Consider the following 22,622-nt stretch of genomic DNA (forward strand, 5'->3'; position numbering starts at 1 on the left):
CAGCTCCTTCTTGAGGAAGAACTTGAAGTACGGGGTGCGCCGGTTGAACACCTGGATCAACGCGGGGATGTCGACCCAGGACTGGTGGTTGCTCACCACCAGGTACGAGGTGTCCTGGCGCAGGTCGCCGGCGCCGCGCACGTCCCAGACCGTCGGCGTGCAGGTGGCGAAGATCCACTTGTCGATCTCCGCCCAGGTCTCGGCGATCCACATCACGCCCCTGGAGCAGAGGTCCTTCAGGCGCTGGCCGGGGAGCACCAGCTTGAGCAGTGCGATCAGCATCATCGGGCCGATCAGGATCAGCGTGTTGAGAAGCAGCAGAAGGCTGCTGGTCAGGCCGGTCAACAGTTCCCGCATGGTTGGTTTCCCTGTCCTGGGTGTGGGTCGACGCGGTCCATCATACGCATCCGCGCCGCGCCGCCCAAGCCGCCGGCGTGGCGAACGAAACCGCGCCGTGCTAGTCCTATGTGGACCTCGTATCACTTCAGGAGATGCCCGCGTGAAGCGTGCCCTTGCCTTGCTCTCGCTGTTCGCCCTGCCGGTCCTCGCCGCCGAGCCCAACCTCTACGGCCGCTACGAATGGGTCTCCCTGCCGGAGCTGGACCGCACCCTGCAGGCGAAGATGGACACCGGCGCCTACACCTCCTCGCTGTCGGCCAAGGACATCGAGCTGTTCCAGCGCGACGGCGAGGAGTGGGTGCGCTTCCGCCTGGCCACCAAGGAGGCCGACGGCTCGGTGTTCGAGCACAAGCTGGCGCGCATCGGCAAGATCAAGAACCGCGCCGACAACCGCAACGGCGAGGACGAGGATGAGGACCGCCTGAGCGAACGCCCGGTGATCGACCTGCAGGTCTGCCTGGGCGGAGCGATGAAGACCATCGAGGTCAACCTCACCGACCGCAGCGCCTTCAACTATCCGTTCCTGATGGGCACCAAGGGCTTGCGCAAATTCCACGTCGCGGTCGATCCCTCCGAGCGCTTCGTCGCCGACAAGCCCACCTGCAAGTAAGCGTCCTACGCCACCGGCGGCGCGATTGACGCGCGCGCCGGCTTGCGGCACCGTTCCGGCATTCCCGTCAGCCGCCGTCACGCCATGCCGCATATCCTAATCGTCGAAGATGAAGCCGCGATTGCCGACACCCTGCTCTACGCCCTGCAGGCCGAAGGCTTCGCCACCACCTGGGTGACCCTCGCCGGCGAGGCGCTGGTGTTGCAGGAGCGCCAGCCGGCGGACCTGCTGATCCTCGACGTCGGTCTGCCGGACATCAGCGGTTTCGAGGCCTGCAAGCGCCTGCGGCGGTTCTCCGAGGTGCCGGTGATCTTCCTCACCGCGCGCGATGCCGAGATCGACCGCGTGGTCGGCCTGGAGATCGGCGCCGACGACTACGTGGTCAAGCCGTTCAGCCCGCGCGAGGTGGCGGCTCGGGTCAAGGCCATCCTCAAGCGCATGGCGCCGCGCCCGGCGGCGCTGGAAGAGGCCGCGCCGAGCGGGCCGTTCCAGGTCGACGAGGAGCGCGTGCGGATCCACTACCGCGACACCCCGCTCAACCTCACCCGCCACGAGTTCCGCCTGCTGCAGACGCTGCTCGGGCAGCCCGAGCGGGTATTCAGCCGCGAGCAGTTGCTCGACGCCCTCGGCGTCGCCAGCGAGGCCGGCTACGAGCGCAACATCGACAGCCACATCAAGAGCCTGCGCGCCAAGCTGCGCCAGGTGAACGAACGCGGCGAAGCGATCCAGACCCATCGCGGCCTGGGCTACAGCTACAGCCCGGACCACGCCTGATGCCGCTCGGCGTTCGGATCTTCCTGGTCTACTTCCTGTTCGTCGGTCTCACCGGCTACTTCGTGCTGAGCACGGTGATGGACGAAGTGCGCCCCGGCGTGCGCCAGTCCACCGAGGAAACCCTGGTGGACACCGCCAACCTGCTCGCCGAGATCCTCCGCCAGGACGTGAAGAACGGCACCCTGGCACAGAGCGACCTGCCGGAGATGCTCGAGGACTACGGCAAGCGGGTGCCGCAGGCGGATATCTGGGGCTTGCGCAAGGAGGCGGTGAACCACCGCATCTACGTCACCGACGCCAGCGGCAAGGTGCTGCTGGACTCCGCCGGGGTGGCCGTCGGCCAGGACTATTCGCGCTGGAACGACGTCTACCTGACTCTCCGTGGCCAGTACGGCGCGCGCTCCAGCCGCGAAGACCCGGACGACCCGGATTCCTCGGTGATGTACGTGGCGGCGCCGATCAAGGATGCCGGGAAGATCATCGGGGTGGTTTCGGTGGCCAAGCCGAACAGCAGCCTGCAACCCTACATCGACCGTTCGCAGCGGCGCCTGGCCTGGCTCGGCGCCGGGCTGATCGCCCTCGGCCTGCTGGTCGGCGGGCTGCTCTCCTGGTGGCTCAGCGGCGCGCTGCGGCGCCTCACCCAGTACGCCCAGGCGGTCAGCGAGGGGCGCCGCGCCGAGCTGCCGCGCTATCGCGGCGGCGAGATGGCGCAACTGGCCGACGCGGTGGAACGCATGCGCACGCAACTGGAGGGCAAGGACTACGTCGAGCGCTACGTGCATACCCTGACCCACGAATTGAAGAGCCCGCTGGCGGCGATCCGTGGCGCCGCCGAGTTGCTCGACGGCGAGATGCCGGCCGAGCAGCGGGCGCGCTTCGTCGGCAACATCGCCGGCGAGAGCGAGCGCCTGCAACAACTGATCGAGCGCCTGCTGAGCCTGGCCCAGGTGGAGCAGCGGCAAGGCCTGGAGGAGGTCGGCAAGGTCGACCTGCGGGAGATCGCCGCGTCCCTGCTGGAAGGCCAGGCGGCGCGTATCCAGCGCCAGCGATTGCGGGTGGAGAACCGCCTGGAAGGTCCCTGCGAGGTTCGCGGCGAGCAGTTCCTGCTGCGCCAGGCGCTGGCCAACCTGCTCGACAACGCCCTCGACTTCACCCCGCCCGGCGGCATCCTTCGCCTGCTCGCCGAGGCCGACGGCGAGGGTATCGCCCTGCGCCTGTTCAACCAGGGGCCGGCGATTCCCGACTACGCCCTGGCGCGCCTCACCGAACGCTTCTACTCGCTGCCGCGCCCGGCCAGCGGGCGCAAGAGCACCGGGCTGGGACTGAACTTCGTCGCCGAGGTGGCGCAACTGCATGGCGGCCGGTTGCAGGTCGGCAACCGCGACGATGGCGTCGAGGCGCTGCTCTGGCTGCCGCGCGGCTGAGGCGTCTCCACGGAAACTCCATCGACTCTCCACACGGCGACCCGAAGCCCGCCATCGCGGCGCCGCAGACTTTCCGCCATCACCCCGACGGAGAGTCCCCCCATGAACCGCACGCTGGCCTACAAGCTCGGCGCCATCGCCCTACTCATCCTGCTATTGCTGATTCCCCTGTTGATGATCGACGGCCTGATCCGCGATCGCCAGGAGGTTCGTGACGGCGTGCTGCAGGATATCGCCCGCAGCTCCAGCTACAGCCAGCGCCTCACCGGCCCGCTGCTGGTGGTGCCGTACCGCAGGACGGTGCGCGAGTGGGTCACCGAGGAGAAGACCGAGAAGCGCGTGTTGCAGGAGCGCGAGCAGCGCGGCGAGCTGTACTTCCTGCCCGACCGCTTCGCCCTCGACGGGCAGATGCGCACCGAGCTGCGCTACCGCGGCATCTACCAGGCGCGCCTGTACCACGTCGACAACAAGGTCGCCGGCTACTTCCAGGTGCCTGCGCACTATGGCATCGAAGAAGACCTGGAGGACTACCAGTTCGAAACGCCGTTCCTGGCGATGGGTATCAGCGACATCCGCGGCATCGAGAATGCCCTGCGCCTGTCCCTCAACGGTACCAGCGTCGACTTCGAGCCGGGTAGCCGGGTCGGCCTGCTCGGCAGCGGTGTGCACGCACCGCTGCAAGGCGTCGACGGGCGCCAGGCGCAGCGCCTGGAGTACGCCTTCGACCTGTCGTTGCTCGGCAGCGAGCGGCTGGACATCGTGCCGGTGGGCCGCGACAGCCAGGTCATCCTGAAGGCCGACTGGCCGCACCCGAGCTTCGGCGGCGAGTTCCTGCCCAGCGAGCGGGAGATCACCGCCCAGGGCTTCACCGCGCGCTGGCAGACCAGCTTCTTCGCCACCAACATGGAAGAGGCGCTGCGCAGTTGCGTGGAGGAGCAGCGCTGCGACGGTTTCCAGGCGCGCGCCTTCGGCGTCGGCCTGGTCGATCCGGTGGACCAGTACCTGAAGGCCGACCGCGCGATCAAGTACGCGCTGCTGTTCATCACCCTGACCTTCGCCGGATTCTTCCTCTTCGAGGTGCTCAAGCGCCTGGCGGTACACCCGATCCAGTACGCGCTGGTCGGCCTGGCGCTGGCGTTCTTCTACCTGCTGCTGCTGTCGCTGGCCGAGCACGTCGGCTTCGAGCTGGCCTACCTGGTCTCCGCCGGAGCCTGCGTCGGCCTGATCGGCTTCTACCTGTGCTTCGTCCTGCGCAGCGTGGCCCGAGGGCTGGGCTTCAGCGTCGGCCTGGCAGGGCTGTACGGCCTGCTCTACGGCTTGCTGAGCGCGGAGGACTACGCCTTGCTGATGGGCTCGCTGCTGCTGTTCGCGGTGCTTGCCGCGGTGATGGTGCTGACCCGCCGCCTGGACTGGTACGGGGTCGGCCGCAAGGACCTCCCAGCCGTACCCGCCAAGGCCTGACGACGAGGGCGGCGGCGCCGGCCGCCGCCGATTTCCAAGGAGGAAAACCATGCGCCTGTTCTTCGAGTTCACCCTCTGTGCCGCCCTCGGCCTGCTGGTCAGCGGTGTGATCCTGATCTTCCTGCTGTTCTTCGGCAAGTTCGGCCTGATCGAGTACTGGATCGCCAGCGGCAAGCCCCTGGCCCACGCCATGCTGGTGCTGATGCCGGACGGATTCTGGGAAGGCCTCAGCGGCATCGAGGGCGCCGCCGGCAATCCGCACGTGCGCTCCTTCCTGGAGCTTTGCATGGGGCTCGGACAGAGCGCGCTGTTGCTGGGCCTGCTGCTGTTCCGCCTGGTGTGCTGGAAATGAACGGCTATGTCGGCCTGCGCGACGACCGTCGCGACGGTGAGCGCCTGGCGGCGCGGATCGGCCTGCTGTTCCCCGGCCCCTCGGCGGCCTGGCTGCAACGCGCTGAGCGCCTGCGGCGGCAGCAGGCGTCGGCGGGCCTCGGGGTCAGGCGCGGGTGGCCTGCATCGACGGGCGCTGGCTGACTTCGGCGAACCAGGCGGCGAGTCGCGGGTAGCGGCCGCGCCAGTCCCACTCCGGCTGGCGCAGGTCGAGATAGCCCAGGGCGCAGGCGACGCCGATGGCGGCGATGTCGAAGCGCGCCTGCAGTTCGGCGGTGCAGTCGCTCTCCAGCCATGCCAGGGACCGCGCGATCTTTTCCCGCTGTGCCTCGAGCCAGGCGTCCCAGCGCTTCTCCTCGGGGCGGACGAAGGTCTCGTAGCGGGACAGCACCGCGGCGTCGAGGACGGCGTCCGCCAGCGAGGCGATGGTCAGGCGTCGCCAGCGGGCGCTGCCTTCGCGGGGGATCAGCGGTTCGCCGACGTGCTGCTGGTCGAAGTAGTCGCAGATCACCCGGCTGTCGTGCAGCACCTGGCCGTCCGGCAGGCGCAGGGCGGGAATCTTGCCGGCCGGGTTGCTGGCGTTGAGCTGCCGGATGGGCGCGACCGGCGTCGGCGTGACTTCCTCGAGCGCCACGCGCTCGCGTTGGCCGGTTTCGTGGAGCAGGACCAGGACCTTGCGCACGAAGGGCGAGGCGGCGGCGTAGAACAGCGTATGGGTAGCGCTCATGCGGGCTCCTTGGAAGGATCAGTCGCGGACGACGCGCAGACGATCGGCGGCAGGCTCGGCGCTCCAGGTTTCTCCGGGGCGACCGCCGAGCAGGGCGTTGCCGGGCGCCGGCCGGTCGCTGGGCAGGACGCGGAATGTCGCCTGCCCACTGTCGAAACGCAAGAGCGCCCCGCTGGCGGCGTCGTGCAGCCAGACACGGTCCATGGCGTCGACCCGCAGGCTGTCCGGGCGGGCCTGGCTGTCCGGCAGCGGCCAGCTCTGCCACGAGGCATCGCTGGGATCGTAGCGGTACAGCCGGGCGCCACCGCTGTCGCTGGCCCAGAGCCTGCCGATGGAGTCGGCGCCGATGCCGCGCAAGGCCTTCGTGCCTTCAGGCGCGGGCAATCGCTCGGCGCTGCCGTCGAGCGGATCGACATGCACCAGCGCGTCGTCCTGCGCGTACCAGACCTCGCCGTCCGGGGTGACGCAGATGCCGTTCGCCGCCTTGCCCTGGGGCGAGGGCCAGACCTCCACCAGGCGCCTGGCTGGGTCGAGGCGACCGTGGAAACCGCGGCTGCCGGTGAACCAGAGGCGCCCGTCGTCGTCGAATACCGCGGACTCGAGCCCGGCCGGCGCGGCCTTGGCCGGTAGCGGGAAACGTTCGCTGCCCAGGCGCTCGCCGCCGACGCGAAGAATGGCGTTGAGGCCACTGTCGAGCACCCAGGCGTTGCCGCTCTCGTCGCTGACGATGGCTCGCGGCCGCGAGCCTTCGCCGAGCGGCACCTGCACGCTCTCGCCACTGGTCGGGTCGAGGCGCCCCAGCGAATGCCCGCCGTCCGCGCCGTACCAGACCGCACCCTGTGCACTGGGCGCGACCGCGTAGGGCGCGGAGCCCTTGTCCAGCGGGTAGTACTGTTCGCCGGCCAGGGCGGCGCCGGTCGACGACAGGGCCAGGAACAGGCCCAGCAGCGGGTAGGGCAGGTGACGCATACGGTTCTCCCGGAACGACGAGCGGAACGTGGAAAGGCTCTGTCTTGCTATTCTGGCAGCGCATTGAGCATAGGAGGAACTGCGAATGGCCACAGTGGAAATACTCGGGGCGGAATGCCGCGCGGGGGGCGCGGTGAACGACGATGCGCTGGGCTGCACGGCGCAGGCCGCCTGGGTGATCGACGGTGCCACCAGCATCGGTCGCAGCGTGCTGGGCGTGGAAAGCGACGCGCGCTGGCTGGCCCAGGCGGTGGACCGGCACCTGCGGTTGCTGCTGGAAGTCGAGCCCGAGCAATCCAGCGAGACCCTGCTGCGGCGCCTGCTCAACGATATCCAGGGCGACTTCCGCGCCCAGAGCGGCCGCGACTGGCACGACCTCGAAGACATGCCGGCGGCCTGCCTGAGCCTGCTGCGGATTCGCGGCGGAGAAATCGAACTGCTCAACATCGGCGACAGCCGGATTCTCGTCGAAGGCGCCGACGGCCAGGTACGCAGCTTCGGCGATTCGGCCCTGTACGAACTGGATCGGCAATCCCTGGCGCATTTCTGCCGGATGCGCGAGGAACATCCGCAGTGGGATCACGCCGAACTGTTCAAGGCCAGCCGCCCGCGCGTGCGGCAGAACCGCCTGCTGATGAACAAGCCCGAGGGCTACTGGGCGCTGGACATCAGCGACCGCTGGCTCGGCCAGGTGCAGCGCGAGACCTTGCCGCTCGCCGCGTTGCGTTCCTTCGTGCTGATGACCGACGGCTTCGACCGGCTGGTCGAGCCTTTCCGCCGCTATACCGACGAACAGTTGCTGCGGCGCCTCGAGGACGTCGGAGTGAGCGCCATGCTCGACGAGTTGCGCGAGATCGAACAGGGCGACGACCAGGCCCTGGCTTTCCCGCGTTTCAAGATCCACGACGACGCCAGCGCGCTGTGGGGTCGGATCGCGGGGTGAACGACGATCTCCGGCGCCCGGAATGCAGCTCCTCCCCGATGCGCCGGCTGCCGATATCCCGGCCCTCTCCCACAGGCGGGAGGAGGGCATCCGGTGCCCGGAAGGTACGTTCTGCGGTAGGGCGGATAACCGCGAAGCGGTTATCCGCCGTTGCGCACCTGTGACGCGTCGCTCACCACTTGTAGCTGACGCTGCCCACCACGCTGCGCTGGTCGCCGTAGTAGCAGTAGTAGCCGTCGCAGGACGCCAGGTAGTCCTTGTTGAACAGATTGTTGGCATTGACCGCCACGCTGACGCCTTTCAGGCTGCCGTTCAATTGGCCCAGGTCGTAGCGCACGGCGGCGTCGTACAGGGTGTACGAGCCGGCGTAGCCGTCGTAGGTGTTGGCCTGGTCGCCGTAGGTCGAGCCTACGTAGCGGGCGCCGGCACCCACGCTGAAACCGTTCAGCGCACCCTCGTGCCAGGTGTAGTCGGCCCATAGCGAGGCCTGGTTGCGCGGCGCCTGTTGCAGGCGGTTGCCTGCGTACTGGCCTTTTTTCACTTCGGTGTCGGCGTAGCTATAGGCGCCGATCAACTTCAGGTTGTCGGTGACGTTGCTGGTGGCTTCCAGCTCTATCCCGGAGACCTTCACTTCGCCCGTCTGCGAAGTGACCGGCGTGCCGCCTATGTTCTGCGACACGCTGACGTTCTCCTGGCGCAGGTCATAGACCGCGGCGGTGAACAGCGAGTCGGAGCCCACCGGCTGGTACTTCACACCGATTTCCCATTGCTTGCCTTCGGTCGGCTTCAGCGAACTGGTGCTGTTCATATCGGCGCCAGTGGTGGGCTGGAACGACTCCGCATAGGAGATGTAGGGCGCCACGCCATTGTCGAAGATGTAGCTGAGCGCCGCGTTGCCGCTGAACTTCTTGTCGCGGCTGGTATTGGTGGCGTCGCCCTTGTTGTAGAAGGTGGCCCCGGTGTGCACCCAGTCCTCGCGACCGCCGAGGGTCAGGCGCCAGTTGTCGAGGGCGATCTGGTCCTGGACGTAGAGGCCGGTCTGGTAGGTCTTCTGCTTGTAGTCGTAGAAGGCCGTCGAACGATCCGGTTTGACGATCGGCTGGCCGTAGATCGGGTTGTTGACGTTGCTCGGCGGCGCGCTGCCAAAGATTGATGTGTATTGATTGTCGGTGCGGTTGTGATCCAGGCCTAGCAGCAGGGTGTGGCGCAGGGCGCCTGTTTCGAAGTCGGCCTGGAAGTTGTTATCTACTACGAACTGACTGACGTCTTCATCCACCGAGGTGGTGCTGCGTTCCAGTGTGCCGTCGGCATGAGCTGTGCCCGCTGTAACCGCCTGGAACGACAGGTCGTTGCGCAGGTAACGCAGGTTCTGGCGGAACTGCCAGACATCGTTGATCCGCCGCTCGAAGGCGTAGCCCAGCCAGTAGTAGGTGCGGTCGTAGTATTCCCAGTCCGGGTCGCCGAGGTTCTTGTGGTGGGAAACCTTGCCGAACGGCGCGTCGTACTTGGTTCCGCGCAGCGGCAGGAACTGGCTGGTGATGCCGGTATCGTCGCGGTTGAACTGGCCGAGGAAGGTCAGCCTGGTGTCGTCGTCGATGTTCCAGGTCAGGCTCGGGGCGATGTTGTAGCGCTTGTCGTCGATATGGTCGACCTGGGTGTTGCTGTCGCGCACCACGCCGGAGATGCGATAGAGAAAGCGTCCCTCGTCGTCGAGCGGGCCGGTGCTGTCGAAGCTGACCTGCTTGTGGTTGTAGTTGCCGACCTCGGCCTTCACCTCGTGACTGGTGACGTTCTGCGGACGCAGGCTGACCATGTCGAGCATGCCGCCGGGCGGGGTCTGGCCGTAGACCGAGGAGGCCGGGCCGCGCAACAGGGCGACACGCTCCAGGTTCCAGGTTTCCAGCTTCGGGTTGTTGTAGACGCCGACCGCCATCGGCAGGCCGTCGAGGAACTGGGTCGGCTTGAAGCCGCGCACCTTCAACCAGTCGGAGCGGGTGTCGCTGCCGAAGCTGCTGGCGACGACGCCGGGCATGTAGCGCACCGCGTCGTCGAGGTTGTGCACGGCGCGGTCGGTCATCTGCTGGCGGGTCGCCACCGAGATCGAGCGCGGGGTCTCGAGGATCGGCGTATCGGTCTTGGTCCCGGTCATGCTGCGCTTGGCCACGTAGCCGCTGGTCGGCCCCAGTGGGTCTTCCTCGGCGCCGCTGACCGTCATCGCCTGCAACGACAGGGTGTCTTCCGGCACCTTGCGCAGGCTGTAGGTGCCGCCGGCATTTTCCACCAGCTCCAGGCCGCTGCCCTTGAGCGCTTCGCGCAATGCGCCGGGCGCGTCGAAGCGACCTTGTACGGCGTGGGCGCTGCGTCCTTCGGCGAGCGCCGGGTCCAGGGCGAGGACCAGGCCGGCCTGGGCCGCGATGCGGTTCAGGGTGCCTGCCAGCGGCCCGGCGGCGATGCGGTAGTCGCGCACGCTGGCCTGTTCGGCCGGGGCGGCGTGGAGGAACGGTGCGGGAACGGCGAGGGCGATGGCTAGGGCGAGCAGGCCGGGACGGAACGTCGGGCGGGGCATGTGCGGGGCTCCTGGATGGAAACGAGTCTCAATGCCTCCTTGCCGGACGAGTCGGAAAAAGTGATAGGGCCGGCGGGAAAAATTTTTCGCCGGCCCGTTCGGTTCAGCGTGGCACCACTTCGAACCACCAGGCGTTGTGCCTCACGCTGCGCACCGGCAGGCTCGGCTCCAAAGCCTGAAGGGCGAGGCGGGTGTCCTTCAGCGGGAAACTGCCGGTGACGCGCAGGTCGGCGATGCTCGGGTCGACCCGCAGCAGCGCCGGCGAATAGCGCCCCAGTTCCGCCACCAGGTCGGCCAGCCGGGCGTTCTCCACCACCAGCATGCCTTGTGCCCAGGCGCCGGCCAGGGCCGGGGCCGCTTCGCTGGCCTGCAGGCCTTGCGGCAGGATCAGCACCTGCTGGCCTTCCTTGATCACACGCTCTTCGCTGAGCGTTTCCGCGCGCGCGGCCACCGCCGACTGCAACACGGTGAGGCGCGTGCCGGGTTCCTCGCGGCGCACCAGGAAGCGCGTGCCGAGGGCGCGCATGTCGCCATCGGCGCTGCTGACCACGAAGGGGCGCGGGTCGCCATGGGCGGTTTCCACCAGGATCTCGCCGGCCAGTAGCACGACCTGGCGGCGTTCGCCGTCGAAGCGGACGTCGATGGCGCTGCGGCTGTTCAGGCGCACATGGGTGGCATCCGGGAGGGTCAGCTCGCGCTGTTCGCCGGTGGCGCTGTAAGCGTCGGCCAGCAGGTAGCGGACCGGGACGTAGCGGTTGGCCACGCCGAGCCCGACGCCCAGCGCCAGCACTAGCCCCAGGGCGCTGCCGCCGAGCCGGCGCAGGCGGCGCTTGAAGCGTGCGTTGCCGGTCAGCAGGGCGTTGCGCGCCGGCCCGTTGGCGGCTCTCGCCAGGTGCCGGTCGAGGCCGCCGAGCTGTTCCCAGGCGCGTTCGTGTTCGGGATGCGCCGCGTACCAGCGGTGGAAGGCGCGGTGATCGTCGGGATGGGCTTCGCCGGAGTCGAGCAGCAATTGCCAGGCGATGGCTTCGTCGAGCACCCGCGCGCGTACCGGCGAATGACGATCGTCGGCGCTCACCGGGGCTCTCCGTAGAGGGCGATATAGCACTGGCGCAGGCCCTGGGCCAGGTATTGGCGCACGCGCGGCACCGAGACTCCGAGACGCTCGGCGATCTCCGCGTGGGGCATGCCGTCCAGGCGGCTATAGAGAAACGCGCTGCGCGCCTTCAGCGACAGCGTGCCAAGCAGGCGATCGATCTCGCGGAGATCCTCGAGAATCAGGTACTGCTCTTCGGCCGAAGGCTGCTCCGCTTCCGGAACCAGCGCCAGTTCGGCGAGATAGGCCTGCTCAAGGGCGGCGCGGCGGAAGTGGTCGATCATCAGGCCGCGCGCCACCTTCGCCAGGAACGCGCGTGGTTCGCGCAGGCCGGGCAGCTCCGGGCGGCCGAGGAGGCGAACGAAGGTGTCCTGGCTGAGGTCTTCGGCGCGCTGGCGGCAGCCGAGGTTGCGGTTCAGCCAGGCAAGCAGCCAGCCGCGGTGGTCCCGGTACAGGCTACCCACGAATTCGCTGTTGCTGACGTCACCCGCCGACACGGCCGCTCCCCATCCCGAAACGGGATTGAATGGAAAAACGAGAATTATTCGCAAATGATCGCAAAGTGCGACTATCCCTGCAATTGGCGTCCGTCGGGAAGCCACTTGAGTCGTCCCACCGGTTTGCCGGAGGATCGGCGTTCCCATAACAAGAACAGGAGTCTCGCCGTGGCCGAACCTTTGCTGATCATCGGTTCCTATCTGTCCCCCTATGTGCGCAAGGTGCTGGTGCTGCTGGAACTGAAAGGCATCGCCTACCGCATCGACCCCATCGTGCCGTTCTTCGGCGACGCGGCCTTCGAGCGCCTCAGTCCGTTGCGCCAGATTCCGGTGCTGGTGGACGGTGACTTCGTCCTCAACGATTCCAGCGTGATCTGCCAGTACCTGGAGGAGCGCTACCCGCAGCCGAGCCTGTATCCCGTCGACATCGGCCAGCGCGCCCAGGCCCGCTGGCTGGAGGAGTACGCCGATTCGCGGCTGGGCCAGGTGATCATCTGGCAGTTGTTCCACCAGTTGGTGATCAACCGTGGCATCTGGCAGCGCGAACCCGACCAGGCGATCCTGCAACGCACCTACGACGAAGACCTGCCATCGATCTGCAATTACCTGGAAGGGCGGATCCCGCCGAGCGGCTGGCTGTTCGGCGAGCTGTCCATCGCCGATGTCGCCGTCGCCTGCCTGTTCCGCAATGCCCAGTTGGCGCGCTACCAGGTCGACGGCGAGCGCTGGCCGCGCCTGGCGCGTCTGTTGGCCGACGCCTTCTCCCTGCCGGCCTTCCAGCATCTGGCGCGTTTCGAGAAGGCCACCGCGCAGACCCCGGTCGCCGAACAGCGCCAGGCGCTGCGCGAGGCCGGCGCGCCGCTCAGCGAGACCAGCCATGCCCGCGAGCGGCCGGTGCGCGGTCCGATGAGCCGCTGAGAGGGAGAGTGGGCGGCGCCCTGGGCGCCGTCCTGATGAAGCGCCATTCAACGCCTGGATAAGACCTTCGCGGCGCTGGTGGATCCAGCGTCCGGGCATATTTTATATAGACCAGTCTATATAAGACGGAGGCCGCACCGTGATGAACGTCCCCGAAGGATTCCAGCCGCTGTTCCGCAGCAGTCCGTTGCTCGACCTGCTCGGTCCTTTCTTCTGCCGGCACGACGCCCAGCGCCAGTTGGTGGTGGCGCTGCGCATCGACGAAAAGCACTGCAACCATGGTGGCACCGCCCACGGCGGCCTGCTCTCGACCCTGGCCGACGTCGGCCTCGGCTATGCCATGGCGTTCTCCCGCGAACCGCCGCAGCCGATGGTCACCGTCGGCCTACGCCTGGACTTCTGCGGGGTCGCGCGGGTCGGCGACTGGCTGGAGGTGCATACCCGGGTCGACAAGCTCGGCCAGCGCATGGCCTTCGCCTCGGCCCGGCTGCACAGCGGCGAGCGCCTGGTGGCCAGCGCCAGCGGCGTGTTTCATCTGCCCTGAGGCTCGGGCATGCTTGCCCGGTCGTCTGCCGTGAGTTGGGGAGTCAGGTTTGCCGAAGAAGTCCAATGCCGCCGAACGGATCGTCCATGCCACCGCCTCGCTGCTGGCCAGCCGCGGGTATTTCGGCACCGGGCTGAGCGACATCATCGCTCGCGCCGAGGCGCCGAAAGGCTCGCTCTATCACTATTTCCCCGAGGGCAAGCCGCAGATCGCCAGCGCCGCGATCGGCTTCGTCGCCGACGAGGTGGCGTCCTTCCTCGACCGCGCCGGAACCCAGGCCCCCCATGCGCGCAACGTCCTCCGCCAGTTCACCACGACCCTGCGTGGCTGGCTGGAGCATTCGCGTTTCGAAGAGGCCTGCCCGGTGCTTTCCACCAGCCTGAGCATCGACGCCGAGCTGGCCCCGGTGCACGCTGAATGCCGCCGGGCGCTCCGCGCCTGGCACGCCAGCATCGAGCGTGCGTTGCGCGCCGACGGACTGGCGGAAAAGCTCGCCGCCTCGCGCGCCTGGCTGATCCTCGCGGCGCTGGAGGGGGCGGTCGCGGTGGCCCGCGTCGAGCGGTCGTTCCAGGCGCTGGATGCGATCGAGGAAGAATTGCAGGCGCTACTGCCGGCCTAGGCGGGTGTCGCGCCCAGGCCGGCCAGGTATCCGTCAGTGCTGCACGCTGTCCACCGCGATCGCTTCGCCGGAGACTTCGCGGTACGCCACGCGGCGCTTGGCCAGGGCGTAGTGGATCAGGCCGGCCAGGCCGGCGCCGAAGAACCAGGAGAACGGCGATAGCTCGGCGAATGCCGGCAACAACGCCAGCAGGGTGGAGATGATCGCCGCCGGGACGAACGCGGCGATGGCCCGCGGGTTCACCCCTCGCGCGTAGTGATAGGCGCCGGCGCGGCTTTCGGTGTACAGCTCCGGCAGGTTCACCCGGCCTTTCCGCACCAGGTAGTAGTCGACCATGATGATCCCGTACAGCGGGCCGAGCAGCGCGCCGAGGCCGCCGAGGAAGTAGAGGATCACCCCGGGGCTGTTGTACAGGTGCCAGGGCAGGATCAGCACCGCGATGGTCGCGCTGATCAGCCCGGCGCGGCGGAAGTTCAGCAGGTTCGGCGCCAGGTTGGTGAGTACGTAGGCCGGGGCGACGAAGTTGGCCATGATGTTCACCGCCACGGTGACGATCAGCAGCGCCAGGCTGGCCAGCACCAGGAAGAGGGTGTCGGGGATCGCGGCGACGATGTCGGTGGGGCTCTGGATGAGCTGGCCGTCGATCCTGAACTGGGCGCCGGCGAGGACCACCGCGAACAGGCCGAACAGCAGGATGTTCACCGGCAGCCCCCAGAAGTTGCCGACGCTGATGGTGCGCCGGTCCGGGCAGCCGCGGGCGAAGTCGCAGAAGTTCAGGATCATGGTGCCGTACAGGGTCACCCAGAACGCCGCGCCGCCGAAGATCTTCAACCACATCTGCGAACCGCTCATGGGTTCGCCGCTGGACCAGGCGATGGAGGCGCCGGCGCGCAGGTACATCCAGGCGGCGAGGGCGGCGACGGTGAGCAGGATCACCGGTCCGGCGAAGGATTCGTAGCGACGCACCATCTCCATGCCGTAGGCGAAGATCAGCAGTTGCACGCACCAGATGGCGACGAAGGTCGCCCAGCCCAGGCTCGACAGGCCGAGGATGGCGTCCTGGTCGTAGGCTGCGAGCCCCGGCCAGATCGCCGTCAGCAGCACGCGCAGGACGATGGAGGCGAGATAGGTCTGGATGCCGAACCAGGCGATGGCGATCACCGCGCGGATCAGCGCGGGGAGTTGTGCGCCGTGGATGCCGAAGGCGATGCGGCACATCACCGGGTAGGGCAGCCCGGTCTTCTGGCCCATGTAGCCGGACAGGTTCATCAGCCCGTAGACCATCAGCGCGCCCAGGGCCAGCGCGGCGAGGATCTGCGCGCCGCTCATGCCGAGGGCGAAGAGGCCGATGGCGAAGGAGTAGTTGGCGATGTTGTGCACGTCGTTGGTCCACAGCGCGAACAGGCTGTAGCGTCCCCAGCGGCGCCCTTCGGCCTTGGTCGGGGCGAGATCGGCGCTGTACAGGCGCGGGCTCAGCGGCGGCAGTTCGGGGCCGGCGTGATGGCTGGCGCGGGGCAGGCAATCGAGACTGGCGGGAGTGCCCAGGTCCAGGCGCGCCGCCGAGAACTCCGCTGCGCGCAGCCCGGCGCGTGGCAGGCAATCGAGACTGGCCGGAGTGCCCAGGTCGAGCAGCGAGGCGGAGAACTCCGCGCTCCGCTGACCGGCGCGCGGCAGGCTGTCGAGGCTTTCCAGGGTGCCGAGGTCGAGCAGCGAGGGAGAAAACTCGCGGGGCGAGGCGGGCGGCTTCGGGGTGCTGGACATGGCGGTCTCCTCCGGCAGTCGGAAGAACTCGGCGCGAGGTCGGGTTCGTCTGTTGTTTTTGTATACAAGAATTTCGAATATTTAAGCCAGTTGTGTGCCAACCGATTCTCGATCGAATTTTCCGCGCTCTGCGGAAACCGGCCTTTCGGCGGCAAGCCCCTGAAACCGCTTGGGAAAAAGCTGTTGCTTCGATCAGGTAAGAATTTCGAACCGATTCATAGGCTTATGCGGACGGACGAGGGAGAGGGGAAAAAAGCGGGACGCCAGGAGGCCGTATTGGGAAAATTGTGCACAATAATTGTGCCCAGTGTTACCGCCGCGCCCGTCGACGGTGCGCGGCGCGAAGCTCAGCCCGTCCGGGAAATATCCAGGCCCTTCAACTGCCCGATCATCCACGCATGGGCATCACGCCCGGCATGCTGGACGTGGCTGTAGAGCCGCAGCACGTAGGGCGGAATGTCGAACGGCGCGGGATACAGGGCGAGGCCGGCGGCTTCCGTCAGGGCCTGTGCGGCATGTCGCGGAGCGGTGAGCAGGAAATCGGTGGAGCCTGCCAGGAACAGCGCCGCCAGCACCGTCGGCAGTTGCACCGCCACTTCGCGACGCAGGCCGGAGCGGGCCAGCAGCCGGTCGATCACCCCGCTGTCCTCGTTCCACGGCGTCACCACCGCATGCCGTTCGGCCAGGTAGCCCTCCAGCGTCGGCGCCCCGGCGAGGCGCGGGTGGTCGCGCCGCGCTACCACCACGTAGCGGTCGGCGAACCAGTCATGGGCCTGGATGCCTTCGGGCAGGCGCTCGTGTTCCTCGTCGTAGCCGAGGGCGAAATCGATCCGCCCGCTGGCCAGGGCCTCCACCGACAACTTGCGTTCCGCGTTGACCAGGCGCAGGCGCACTCCGGGCGCGCTGTGCTGCAGGCGGTTCATCAGCGGCGGAAGCAGGGCGAAGGCGGTGTAGTCGGTGGCGGCGAAGACGAAGGTGCGCTGGCTCTGTCCCGGTACGAACGGCCGCCACTCTTCCAGCCCCTCGCCGAGGGCGCGCAGGGCGGCGGCCACCGCAGCGGCCAGGTGCTCGGCACGCTGGGTCGGCTGCATGCGGTTGCCCTGGCGCAGGAACAGCTCGTCGTCCAGCCCCTGGCGCAGGCGCCCCAGCGCATGGCTGAAGGCCGAGGCGCTGATCGCCAGTTCGCTGGCTGCGGTGCCGACGTTGCGGTGGCGATACAGGGCGTCGAAGACAAGCAGGAGGTTGAGATCGAGGCGGCGCAGCAGGGGATGCATGTTATTCAGTTGCCGATGAGAAGAATGCACTTCATGCATCTTAGCAGGCGCACTAGGATGGCCGGATCCCCCACCGGAAGGTTGCCCATGACTCTCGAAATCCGTCCCGCCGTACCGGCCGACGCCGAACAGATCCTTGCCTTCATCATCGAACTGGCCGACTACGAGCGCGCCCGCCATGAGGTGGTCACCGATGTCGAAGGCATCCGCCGCAGCCTGTTCGCCGAAGGCTCGCCGACCCGCGCGCTGATGTGCCTGAGCGAAGGCCGGCCGATCGGCTATGCGGTGTATTTCTACAGCTACTCGACCTGGCTGGGGCGCAACGGCATCTACCTCGAAGACCTCTACGTCACCCCTGAGTACCGTGGCGTCGGCGCCGGTCGCCGGCTGCTCCGCGAGCTGGCCCGCGAGGCCGTGGCCAACGACTGCGGACGCCTGGAGTGGAGCGTGCTGGACTGGAACCAGCCGGCCATCGACTTCTACCGCTCCATCGGCGCGCTGCCGCAGGACGAGTGGGTGCGCTACCGGCTGGATGGCGAGGCGTTGCGCAAGATGGCGGAGTAGCTGGCGGCAAGCCGGCGTTGATGCCGGGGGAGTGCGTGGGGGTAGGGCGAATAGCGCCTGGCGATATCCGCCAGCTTTTCACCGAGGACGCCTGGCGCCCTCCGCCCTGTCGCCGCTTTTCCCCCGCAACGTCGTAGCGTTGTCCCGCAGGAACGCCCACAGGCGTTCCGCTACCGGGCCCTGCGCGCGATCGCGCCGGCGCGCCGCCACCACCTCTTCGCTGCGTCCTGGCAGATGCGGCCCGGCCAGGGCGAGCAGGCGGCCGTCGGCCAGTTCCTCGTCGACCAGGAAGTCCGGCAGGTGCCCCCAGCCGAGGCCCTGGAGGATCACCTCTTTCTTCGTTCGCTGGTCCGGCACGCTGCACTGTCGCGCGCCGGCGAGCATGAAATAGTCCGTCGGCGGCGAATGGCGGGCGCTGTCGCGCATCACGCACTGGGCGAAGGGGCGCAGTTGTTCCGGGCGCACCGATCGCGGCGGAGGATCGCCGAGCAGGCCCGGCGCGATGACCGGGACCAGCCCGACCCTGCACAGGTCGAGCCATTCCAGGCGTGGGTCGGACTTGTCCACGCGATGCAGGATCAGGTCGGCCTCGCCGTCCAGCAGGCGCTCCAGCGGGCCGCTGACGGTTTCGAACAGCAGTTGCAGGCGGGTCTGCGGCTGGCTGCCGAAGAACCCTGCGAGCAGCGCCAGGGCCGGGCGCGGCGGGCAGAGGTCGCCCAGTACCACGCGCAGCTCGCTTTCCTCGCCCTGGGCCAGGTGCGCGGCGTGGCCCCGCAGCCCTTCCAGTTCGTAGAGCAGGGCCTGGGCACGCTGGTGGAAGGAGCGACCGGCGGCGGTCAGGCCGACCCGGTAGCCGCCTCGTTCCAGCAGCACCAGGCCGAGCTGGCGCTCCAGCCTGGCAACGGCGGCGAACACCGCCGGATGGGAGCGGTGCAGGCGCTGTGCGGCGGCCTGGAAGCCGCCGGCGTCGACCACTGCGTCGAAGCATTGGAGGTCGTGGAGGGTGAAATCGTGCATGTCAGCTTCCCTGACAGAGTCGTTCCATTCTTTGTAGTTTTTCCCAGGGGCCGTCGCAACTAGCCTGGCGTGCATGGCAATCACCCTGACCCCGGAGGCTCCCATGGGCAACCTGTCTTTTCTCGCTACCAGCGATGGCGCCAGCCTCGCCTATCGCCTGGACGGTGCGGCGGAGAAACCGCTGCTGGCGCTCTCCAACTCCATCGGTACCACCCTGCACATGTGGGATGCACAACTCCCGGCACTGACCCGGCACTTCCGCGTCCTGCGCTACGACGCCCGTGGCCATGGCGCCTCCAGCGTGCCGCCGGGGCCCTATACCCTGGCCCGGCTGGGCGAGGACGTACTGGAGCTGTTCGACGCGCTGGAGGTTCGGCGCGCGCATTTCCTCGGCCTGTCCCTGGGCGGGATCGTCGGCCAGTGGCTGGCGCTGCATGCGCCGCAGCGGATCGAGCGGCTGGTGCTGGCCAACACCTCGGCCTGGCTTGGCCCGGCGGCGCAGTGGGACGAGCGCATCGCCGTGCATCTGTCGAACGTCGAGTTCCCGCAGGCGTTCGAAGGCGCGGTGCTGAGCTTTCTCGGCGCAGCCTGATTAGGCTATCGTCGCGGCTTTTCCCTCGGCGCAGGAGCCGACATGAACGAGCCGGGCAGTTTCATCTGGACGTGGTACGGGCAGGATGAGCATCGATGGGTCCTGCTCAGCGCAGAGGCGTTCCTGGCGCTCGATTTCCTGGCCCTTGACGGTGCCATGCAGAGAGAGACCATCGGCAGTTGCCCGGGCTGCTCTACCTGGTCGGAGAAGATCGTGCCGCTGCACGAGTGGCTCGAAGGCTGTCCGGGTCACCAGGCCGGGAGTTTTCGCGATGCCTTGAGGCGTGTCTGGGCGCTGTGCAACGAGCTGCCCGAGGAAGCGCTGGGCTGCTTCGACTTCGACATCTATGCCCACCCCGGATGGCAGGCGGTACGTCGAGAGGCCCGGGAGGCGCTGCGGCAGAACGGTTGGGGCAGCATCCGTAGCCATGCCGAGGAGCTGCGTGACGACTGTTGGGAGCGTGTGCATGGCTACCCGAAGAAATGAAAAAGCCGCCCCTCGGGGCGGCTTTTCGTTGCGCTGCGGCGAACGGCCTACAGCCCGTTCTTCGCCTTGAACTCGCGGCGGCGGCGATGCAGGACCGGCTCGGTATAGCCGTTCGGCTGCCGGGTGCCTTCCACCACCAGCTCCAGGGCGGCCTGGAACGCGACGTTGTCGTCGAAGTTCGGCGCCATCGGCCGGTAGGACGGGTCGCTGGCGTTCTGCCGGTCGACCACCACGGCCATGCGCTTGAGGCTCTCGACCACCTGCTCCTGGCTGATCACGCCGTGACGCAGCCAGTTGGCCAGCAGCTGGCTGGAGATGCGCAGGGTGGCGCGGTCTTCCATCAGACCGACGTCGTTGATGTCCGGCACCTTGGAGCAGCCGACGCCCTGGTCGATCCAGCGGACGACATAGCCGAGGATGCCCTGGGCGTTGTTGTCCACCTCGTTCTTGATCTCTTCCGCGGTCCAGTTGGTGTTCGGCGCCAGCGGAATGGTCAGGATGTCGTCCACCGAGGCCGGGGTGCGCTTGGCCAGCTCGGCCTGGCGGGCGAACACGTCGACCTTGTGGTAATGCAGGGCGTGCAGGGTCGCGGCGGTCGGCGACGGGACCCAGGCGGTGTTGGCGCCGGCCAGCGGATGGCCGATCTTCTGCTCGAGCATGGCGGCCATCAGGTCGGGCATGGCCCACATGCCCTTGCCGATCTGCGCCTTGCCTTGCAGGCCGGTGGCCAGGCCGACGTCGACGTTGTTGTTCTCGTAGGCGCCGATCCACTTCTCCGACTTCATGGCACCCTTGCGCACCACGGCGCCGGCTTCCATGGAGGTGTGGATCTCGTCGCCGGTGCGGTCGAGGAAGCCGGTGTTGATGAACACCACGCGATCCTTGGCCGCCTTGATGCAGGCCTTCAGGTTCACGGTGGTGCGGCGCTCCTCGTCCATGATGCCGACCTTCAGGGTGTTGCGCGGCAGGCCGAGGACGTCCTCGACGCGGCCGAACAGCTCGTTGGTGAAGGCGGCTTCTTCCGGACCGTGCATCTTCGGCTTGACGATATACACGCTGCCGGTGCGGCTGTTCTTGCGGCTGGTGTTGCCGTTCAGGTCATGAATGGCGATCAGGCTGGTGAACAGACCGTCCTGGATGCCTTCCGGCACTTCGTTGCCGTCCTTGTCGAGGATCGCATCGTTGGTCATCAGGTGGCCGACGTTGCGCACGAACAGCAGCGAGCGGCCGTGCAGGGTCAGTTCGGAACCGTCGGCCCTGGTGTAGACGCGGTCCGGGTTCATGGTGCGGGTGAAGGTGCTGCCGCCCTTGCTGACTTCCTCGGCCAGGTCGCCTTTCATCAGGCCCAGCCAGTTGCGGTAGATCACTACCTTGTCGTCGGCGTCGACCGCGGCGACCGAGTCCTCGCAGTCCATGATGGTGGTGAGGGCGGCTTCCATCAGCACGTCCTTCACGCCTGCGGCATCGGTCTGGCCGACCGGGCTGCTCGGGTCGATCTGGATTTCGAAGTGCAGGCCGTTGTGCTTGAGCAGTACCGCTTGCGGCTTGGCGGCGTCGCCCTGGAAGGCAAGGAACTGGCCAGCGTTCTTCAGGCCGGTTTCGCTACCGTTCTTCAGCGCGACGACCAGCGCGCCGTTCTTCACGCTGTAGGAAATGGCGTCGACATGGGAGCCGGACTCCAGCGGCGCGGCCTCGTCGAGGAAGGCGCGAGCGAAGGCGATGACCTTGTCGCCGCGAACCTTGTTGTAGCCCTTGCCTTTCTCGGCGCCGCCTTCTTCGCTGATCACGTCGGTGCCGTAGAGCGCGTCGTACAGCGAGCCCCAGCGGGCGTTGGAGGCGTTGAGGGCGAAGCGCGCATTCATCACCGGCACCACCAACTGCGGGCCGGCCATGCGGGCGATCTCGTCGTCGACGTTCTGGGTGCCGGCCTGGAAGTCTTCCGCCTCGGGCAGCAGGTAGCCGATTTCCTCGAGGAAGGCCTTGTAGGCAGCGGCGTCGTGGGCCTGGCCGGCGCGAGCCTGGTGCCAGCCGTCGATCTTGGCCTGGAGTTCGTCGCGCTTGGCGAGCAGGGCTTTATTCTTCGGCGCCAGGTCGTTGATCACGGCCTCCGCACCGGTCCAGAACGTGTCGGCAGAGACGCCGGTTCCGGGGATGGCTTCGTTGTTCACGAAGTCGAACAGGACTTTGGCGACCTGCAGGCCACCGACTTGAACGCGTTCAGTCATTGTTTGCCTCACTCTGCTCTAGACCAGCTCTGGACCCGGGCCGCACGGCCTTGTAGTCCGAGCCGCGGCATACTACATGATGCCGCGGGAAAAATCAGTGGTTACGCGTCGCGTTACGACTGGATGACGCTTCACGGTCACGTTGGCCAGGCTCAATGTTCGCAAAAAAACTGTACTTTGTTCCAGATAAATCTAAAAACAGTACACGATTTATCGCGAGCCCAACTGCGGCGCGGCGTCGCAGGATGTTTCACTGCGCTGCGAGCGCCTTGCCTATACTCCCGGAATCGCCCCAGGAGCCTCGCCATGCCCGTCCATGCCGCATCCCTCGCCGATCTCGCCGACCTGGTTCCGCTGTTTTCCGCCTACCTCGACTTCTACGAAGTGCCGGCGCCGGAAGAGCAGGTCCGCGCATTCCTCGCCGAGCGCCTGCGCCAGGGCGATTCGACCCTGTTCCTGGCCAGGGATGCCGAGGCGCGGGCGCTGGGCTTCGTCCAACTCTATCCGCTGTTCGCCTCCCTTGCGCTACGACCTTCGTGGCTGCTCAGCGATCTCTACGTCCGTCCGGAGGCGCGCCGCCAGGGCGTCGGCGAGGCCCTGATGAACCAGGCCCGGGGTTTCGCCGAAAGCATGGGCGCCTGCGGCCTGCAACTGGAGACGGCGAAGACCAACCACGCCGGGCAGTCGCTCTACGAGCGCCTCGGCTATGTCCGTGACGAACAGTTCTACACTTACTGGCTGCAGCTCTGAACTCCCATTCGTCCCAGCA

At 67.5% G+C, this 22,622-nt stretch carries 23 protein-coding genes and 1 pseudogene; 14 read left to right on the top strand and 10 right to left on the bottom strand.

All coding sequences use genetic code 11. The features are described from left to right. On the bottom strand, positions 1-357 hold a 357-nt coding region (locus FFS27_RS01005; RefSeq protein ID WP_171019177.1), incomplete at its 3' end, for a 1-acyl-sn-glycerol-3-phosphate acyltransferase. Between the two features lie 142 nt (positions 358-499). Between FFS27_RS01005 and rloA2 the strand changes: the two genes are divergently transcribed. From rloA2 to FFS27_RS01035, 6 genes are all read left to right on the top strand, one after another. Beyond that, positions 500-1,009 carry a retropepsin-like aspartic peptidase RloA2 gene (gene rloA2 / locus FFS27_RS01010; protein ID WP_003084733.1) on the top strand — a complete coding sequence of 170 codons (510 nt, stop codon included), beginning with the start codon at positions 500-502 and terminating at the stop codon, positions 1,007-1,009. 84 nt (positions 1,010-1,093) lie between these two features. Beyond that, the gene (creB, locus tag FFS27_RS01015; protein ID WP_004365157.1) at positions 1,094-1,783 is read left to right on the top strand and encodes a two-component system response regulator CreB; all 690 of its coding nucleotides are present in this window, start codon (positions 1,094-1,096) and stop codon (positions 1,781-1,783) included. Continuing rightward, positions 1,783-3,207: a two-component system sensor histidine kinase CreC gene (gene creC / locus FFS27_RS01020; RefSeq protein WP_003084735.1), complete on the top strand. Its 1,425-nt coding sequence runs from the start codon at positions 1,783-1,785 to the stop codon at positions 3,205-3,207. The genes creB and creC overlap by 1 nt, the downstream gene beginning before the upstream one ends. A 102-nt stretch (positions 3,208-3,309) precedes the next feature. Continuing rightward, positions 3,310-4,668, top strand: a complete 1,359-nt coding sequence (gene creD, locus FFS27_RS01025) for a cell envelope integrity protein CreD (RefSeq protein ID WP_003111757.1) — start codon at positions 3,310-3,312, stop codon at positions 4,666-4,668. A gap of 49 nt (positions 4,669-4,717) precedes the next feature. Next, entirely contained in the window at positions 4,718-5,020 is a 303-nt protein-coding gene (locus FFS27_RS01030; protein ID WP_003084737.1) for a hypothetical protein, read from the top strand. Then, positions 5,017-5,202 carry a hypothetical protein gene (locus tag FFS27_RS01035; protein WP_003084739.1) on the top strand — a complete coding sequence of 62 codons (186 nt, stop codon included), beginning with the start codon at positions 5,017-5,019 and terminating at the stop codon, positions 5,200-5,202. Before FFS27_RS01030 ends, FFS27_RS01035 begins: the two co-directional genes overlap by 4 nt. Here FFS27_RS01035 and FFS27_RS01040 read toward each other — a convergent pair. Then, a complete protein-coding gene (locus FFS27_RS01040; RefSeq protein ID WP_023100759.1) occupies positions 5,165-5,785 on the bottom strand; it encodes a glutathione S-transferase in 621 nt (206 codons plus the stop codon). The two genes, FFS27_RS01035 and FFS27_RS01040, sit on opposite strands and share 38 nt — an antisense overlap. 18 nt (positions 5,786-5,803) lie before the next feature. Beyond that, positions 5,804-6,754, bottom strand: a complete 951-nt coding sequence (locus FFS27_RS01045; protein ID WP_021263102.1) for a Vgb family protein — start codon at positions 6,752-6,754, stop codon at positions 5,804-5,806. Positions 6,755-6,839: 85 nt separating this feature from the next. On the opposite strand from FFS27_RS01045, the gene FFS27_RS01050 reads away from it, so the two are divergent. Further along, a complete protein-coding gene (locus tag FFS27_RS01050) occupies positions 6,840-7,697 on the top strand; it encodes a PP2C family serine/threonine-protein phosphatase (RefSeq protein ID WP_003084748.1) in 858 nt (285 codons plus the stop codon). A 172-nt stretch (positions 7,698-7,869) separates the two neighbouring features. Here the strand turns inward: FFS27_RS01050 and fiuA are convergent, their stop codons facing one another. The 3 genes from fiuA to FFS27_RS01065 all read right to left on the bottom strand — a co-directional run bounded on the left by fiuA (position 7,870) and on the right by FFS27_RS01065 (position 11,853). Further along, the gene (fiuA, locus tag FFS27_RS01055; RefSeq protein WP_023100760.1) at positions 7,870-10,263 is read right to left on the bottom strand and encodes a TonB-dependent ferrichrome receptor FiuA; all 2,394 of its coding nucleotides are present in this window, start codon (positions 10,261-10,263) and stop codon (positions 7,870-7,872) included. 103 nt (positions 10,264-10,366) lie between these two features. Next, the gene (locus tag FFS27_RS01060; RefSeq protein ID WP_023100761.1) at positions 10,367-11,338 is read right to left on the bottom strand and encodes a FecR domain-containing protein; all 972 of its coding nucleotides are present in this window, start codon (positions 11,336-11,338) and stop codon (positions 10,367-10,369) included. Then, positions 11,335-11,853, bottom strand: a complete 519-nt coding sequence (locus FFS27_RS01065) for an RNA polymerase sigma factor (RefSeq protein WP_003084762.1) — start codon at positions 11,851-11,853, stop codon at positions 11,335-11,337. The genes FFS27_RS01060 and FFS27_RS01065 overlap by 4 nt, the downstream gene beginning before the upstream one ends. A 168-nt stretch (positions 11,854-12,021) precedes the next feature. On the opposite strand from FFS27_RS01065, the gene FFS27_RS01070 reads away from it, so the two are divergent. The 3 genes from FFS27_RS01070 to FFS27_RS01080 all read left to right on the top strand — a co-directional run bounded on the left by FFS27_RS01070 (position 12,022) and on the right by FFS27_RS01080 (position 13,934). After that, on the top strand, positions 12,022-12,771 hold the full coding sequence (locus tag FFS27_RS01070; protein ID WP_023100762.1) for a glutathione S-transferase family protein: 750 nt from the start codon (positions 12,022-12,024) through the stop codon (positions 12,769-12,771). Between the two features lie 139 nt (positions 12,772-12,910). Beyond that, on the top strand, positions 12,911-13,315 hold the full coding sequence (locus FFS27_RS01075) for a PaaI family thioesterase (protein WP_003084769.1): 405 nt from the start codon (positions 12,911-12,913) through the stop codon (positions 13,313-13,315). Between the two features lie 49 nt (positions 13,316-13,364). After that, positions 13,365-13,934, top strand: coding sequence for a TetR/AcrR family transcriptional regulator (locus FFS27_RS01080; RefSeq protein WP_021263098.1), 570 nt, complete (start codon positions 13,365-13,367; stop codon positions 13,932-13,934). 33 nt (positions 13,935-13,967) lie between these two features. Here the strand turns inward: FFS27_RS01080 and FFS27_RS01085 are convergent, their stop codons facing one another. After that, positions 13,968-15,695, bottom strand: coding sequence for an NCS1 family nucleobase:cation symporter-1 (locus tag FFS27_RS01085; protein WP_023100763.1), 1,728 nt, complete (start codon positions 15,693-15,695; stop codon positions 13,968-13,970). A 347-nt stretch (positions 15,696-16,042) separates the two neighbouring features. After that, complete coding sequence (locus FFS27_RS01090; protein ID WP_021263096.1) at positions 16,043-16,969, bottom strand: LysR substrate-binding domain-containing protein; 927 nt, start codon at positions 16,967-16,969, stop codon at positions 16,043-16,045. A gap of 87 nt (positions 16,970-17,056) precedes the next feature. Between FFS27_RS01090 and FFS27_RS01095 the strand changes: the two genes are divergently transcribed. Continuing rightward, entirely contained in the window at positions 17,057-17,533 is a 477-nt protein-coding gene (locus tag FFS27_RS01095; RefSeq protein ID WP_003084777.1) for a GNAT family N-acetyltransferase, read from the top strand. A 78-nt stretch (positions 17,534-17,611) separates the two neighbouring features. Here FFS27_RS01095 and FFS27_RS01100 read toward each other — a convergent pair whose 3' ends face one another. After that, on the bottom strand, positions 17,612-18,550 hold the full coding sequence (locus tag FFS27_RS01100; protein ID WP_009315084.1) for a LysR family transcriptional regulator: 939 nt from the start codon (positions 18,548-18,550) through the stop codon (positions 17,612-17,614). A gap of 103 nt (positions 18,551-18,653) precedes the next feature. Between FFS27_RS01100 and FFS27_RS01105 the strand changes: the two are divergent. Continuing rightward, positions 18,654-19,133, top strand: a pseudogene (locus tag FFS27_RS01105) (alpha/beta fold hydrolase); the annotation flags it as partial. 51 nt (positions 19,134-19,184) lie between these two features. Further along, on the top strand, positions 19,185-19,628 hold the full coding sequence (locus FFS27_RS01110) for a hypothetical protein (RefSeq protein WP_009315086.1): 444 nt from the start codon (positions 19,185-19,187) through the stop codon (positions 19,626-19,628). A 47-nt stretch (positions 19,629-19,675) separates the two neighbouring features. Here the strand turns inward: FFS27_RS01110 and FFS27_RS01115 are convergent, their stop codons facing one another. Then, entirely contained in the window at positions 19,676-21,853 is a 2,178-nt protein-coding gene (locus tag FFS27_RS01115) for a malate synthase G (protein ID WP_003129059.1), read from the bottom strand. 306 nt (positions 21,854-22,159) lie between these two features. Between FFS27_RS01115 and FFS27_RS01120 the strand changes: the two genes are divergently transcribed. After that, positions 22,160-22,603, top strand: a complete 444-nt coding sequence (locus FFS27_RS01120) for a GNAT family N-acetyltransferase (RefSeq protein WP_003084786.1) — start codon at positions 22,160-22,162, stop codon at positions 22,601-22,603. The last annotated feature ends 19 nt before the right edge of the window (positions 22,604-22,622 follow it).

Source organism: Pseudomonas sp. 2VD, from assembly GCF_005503585.1.
Lineage (GTDB): Bacteria > Pseudomonadota > Gammaproteobacteria > Pseudomonadales > Pseudomonadaceae > Pseudomonas > Pseudomonas aeruginosa.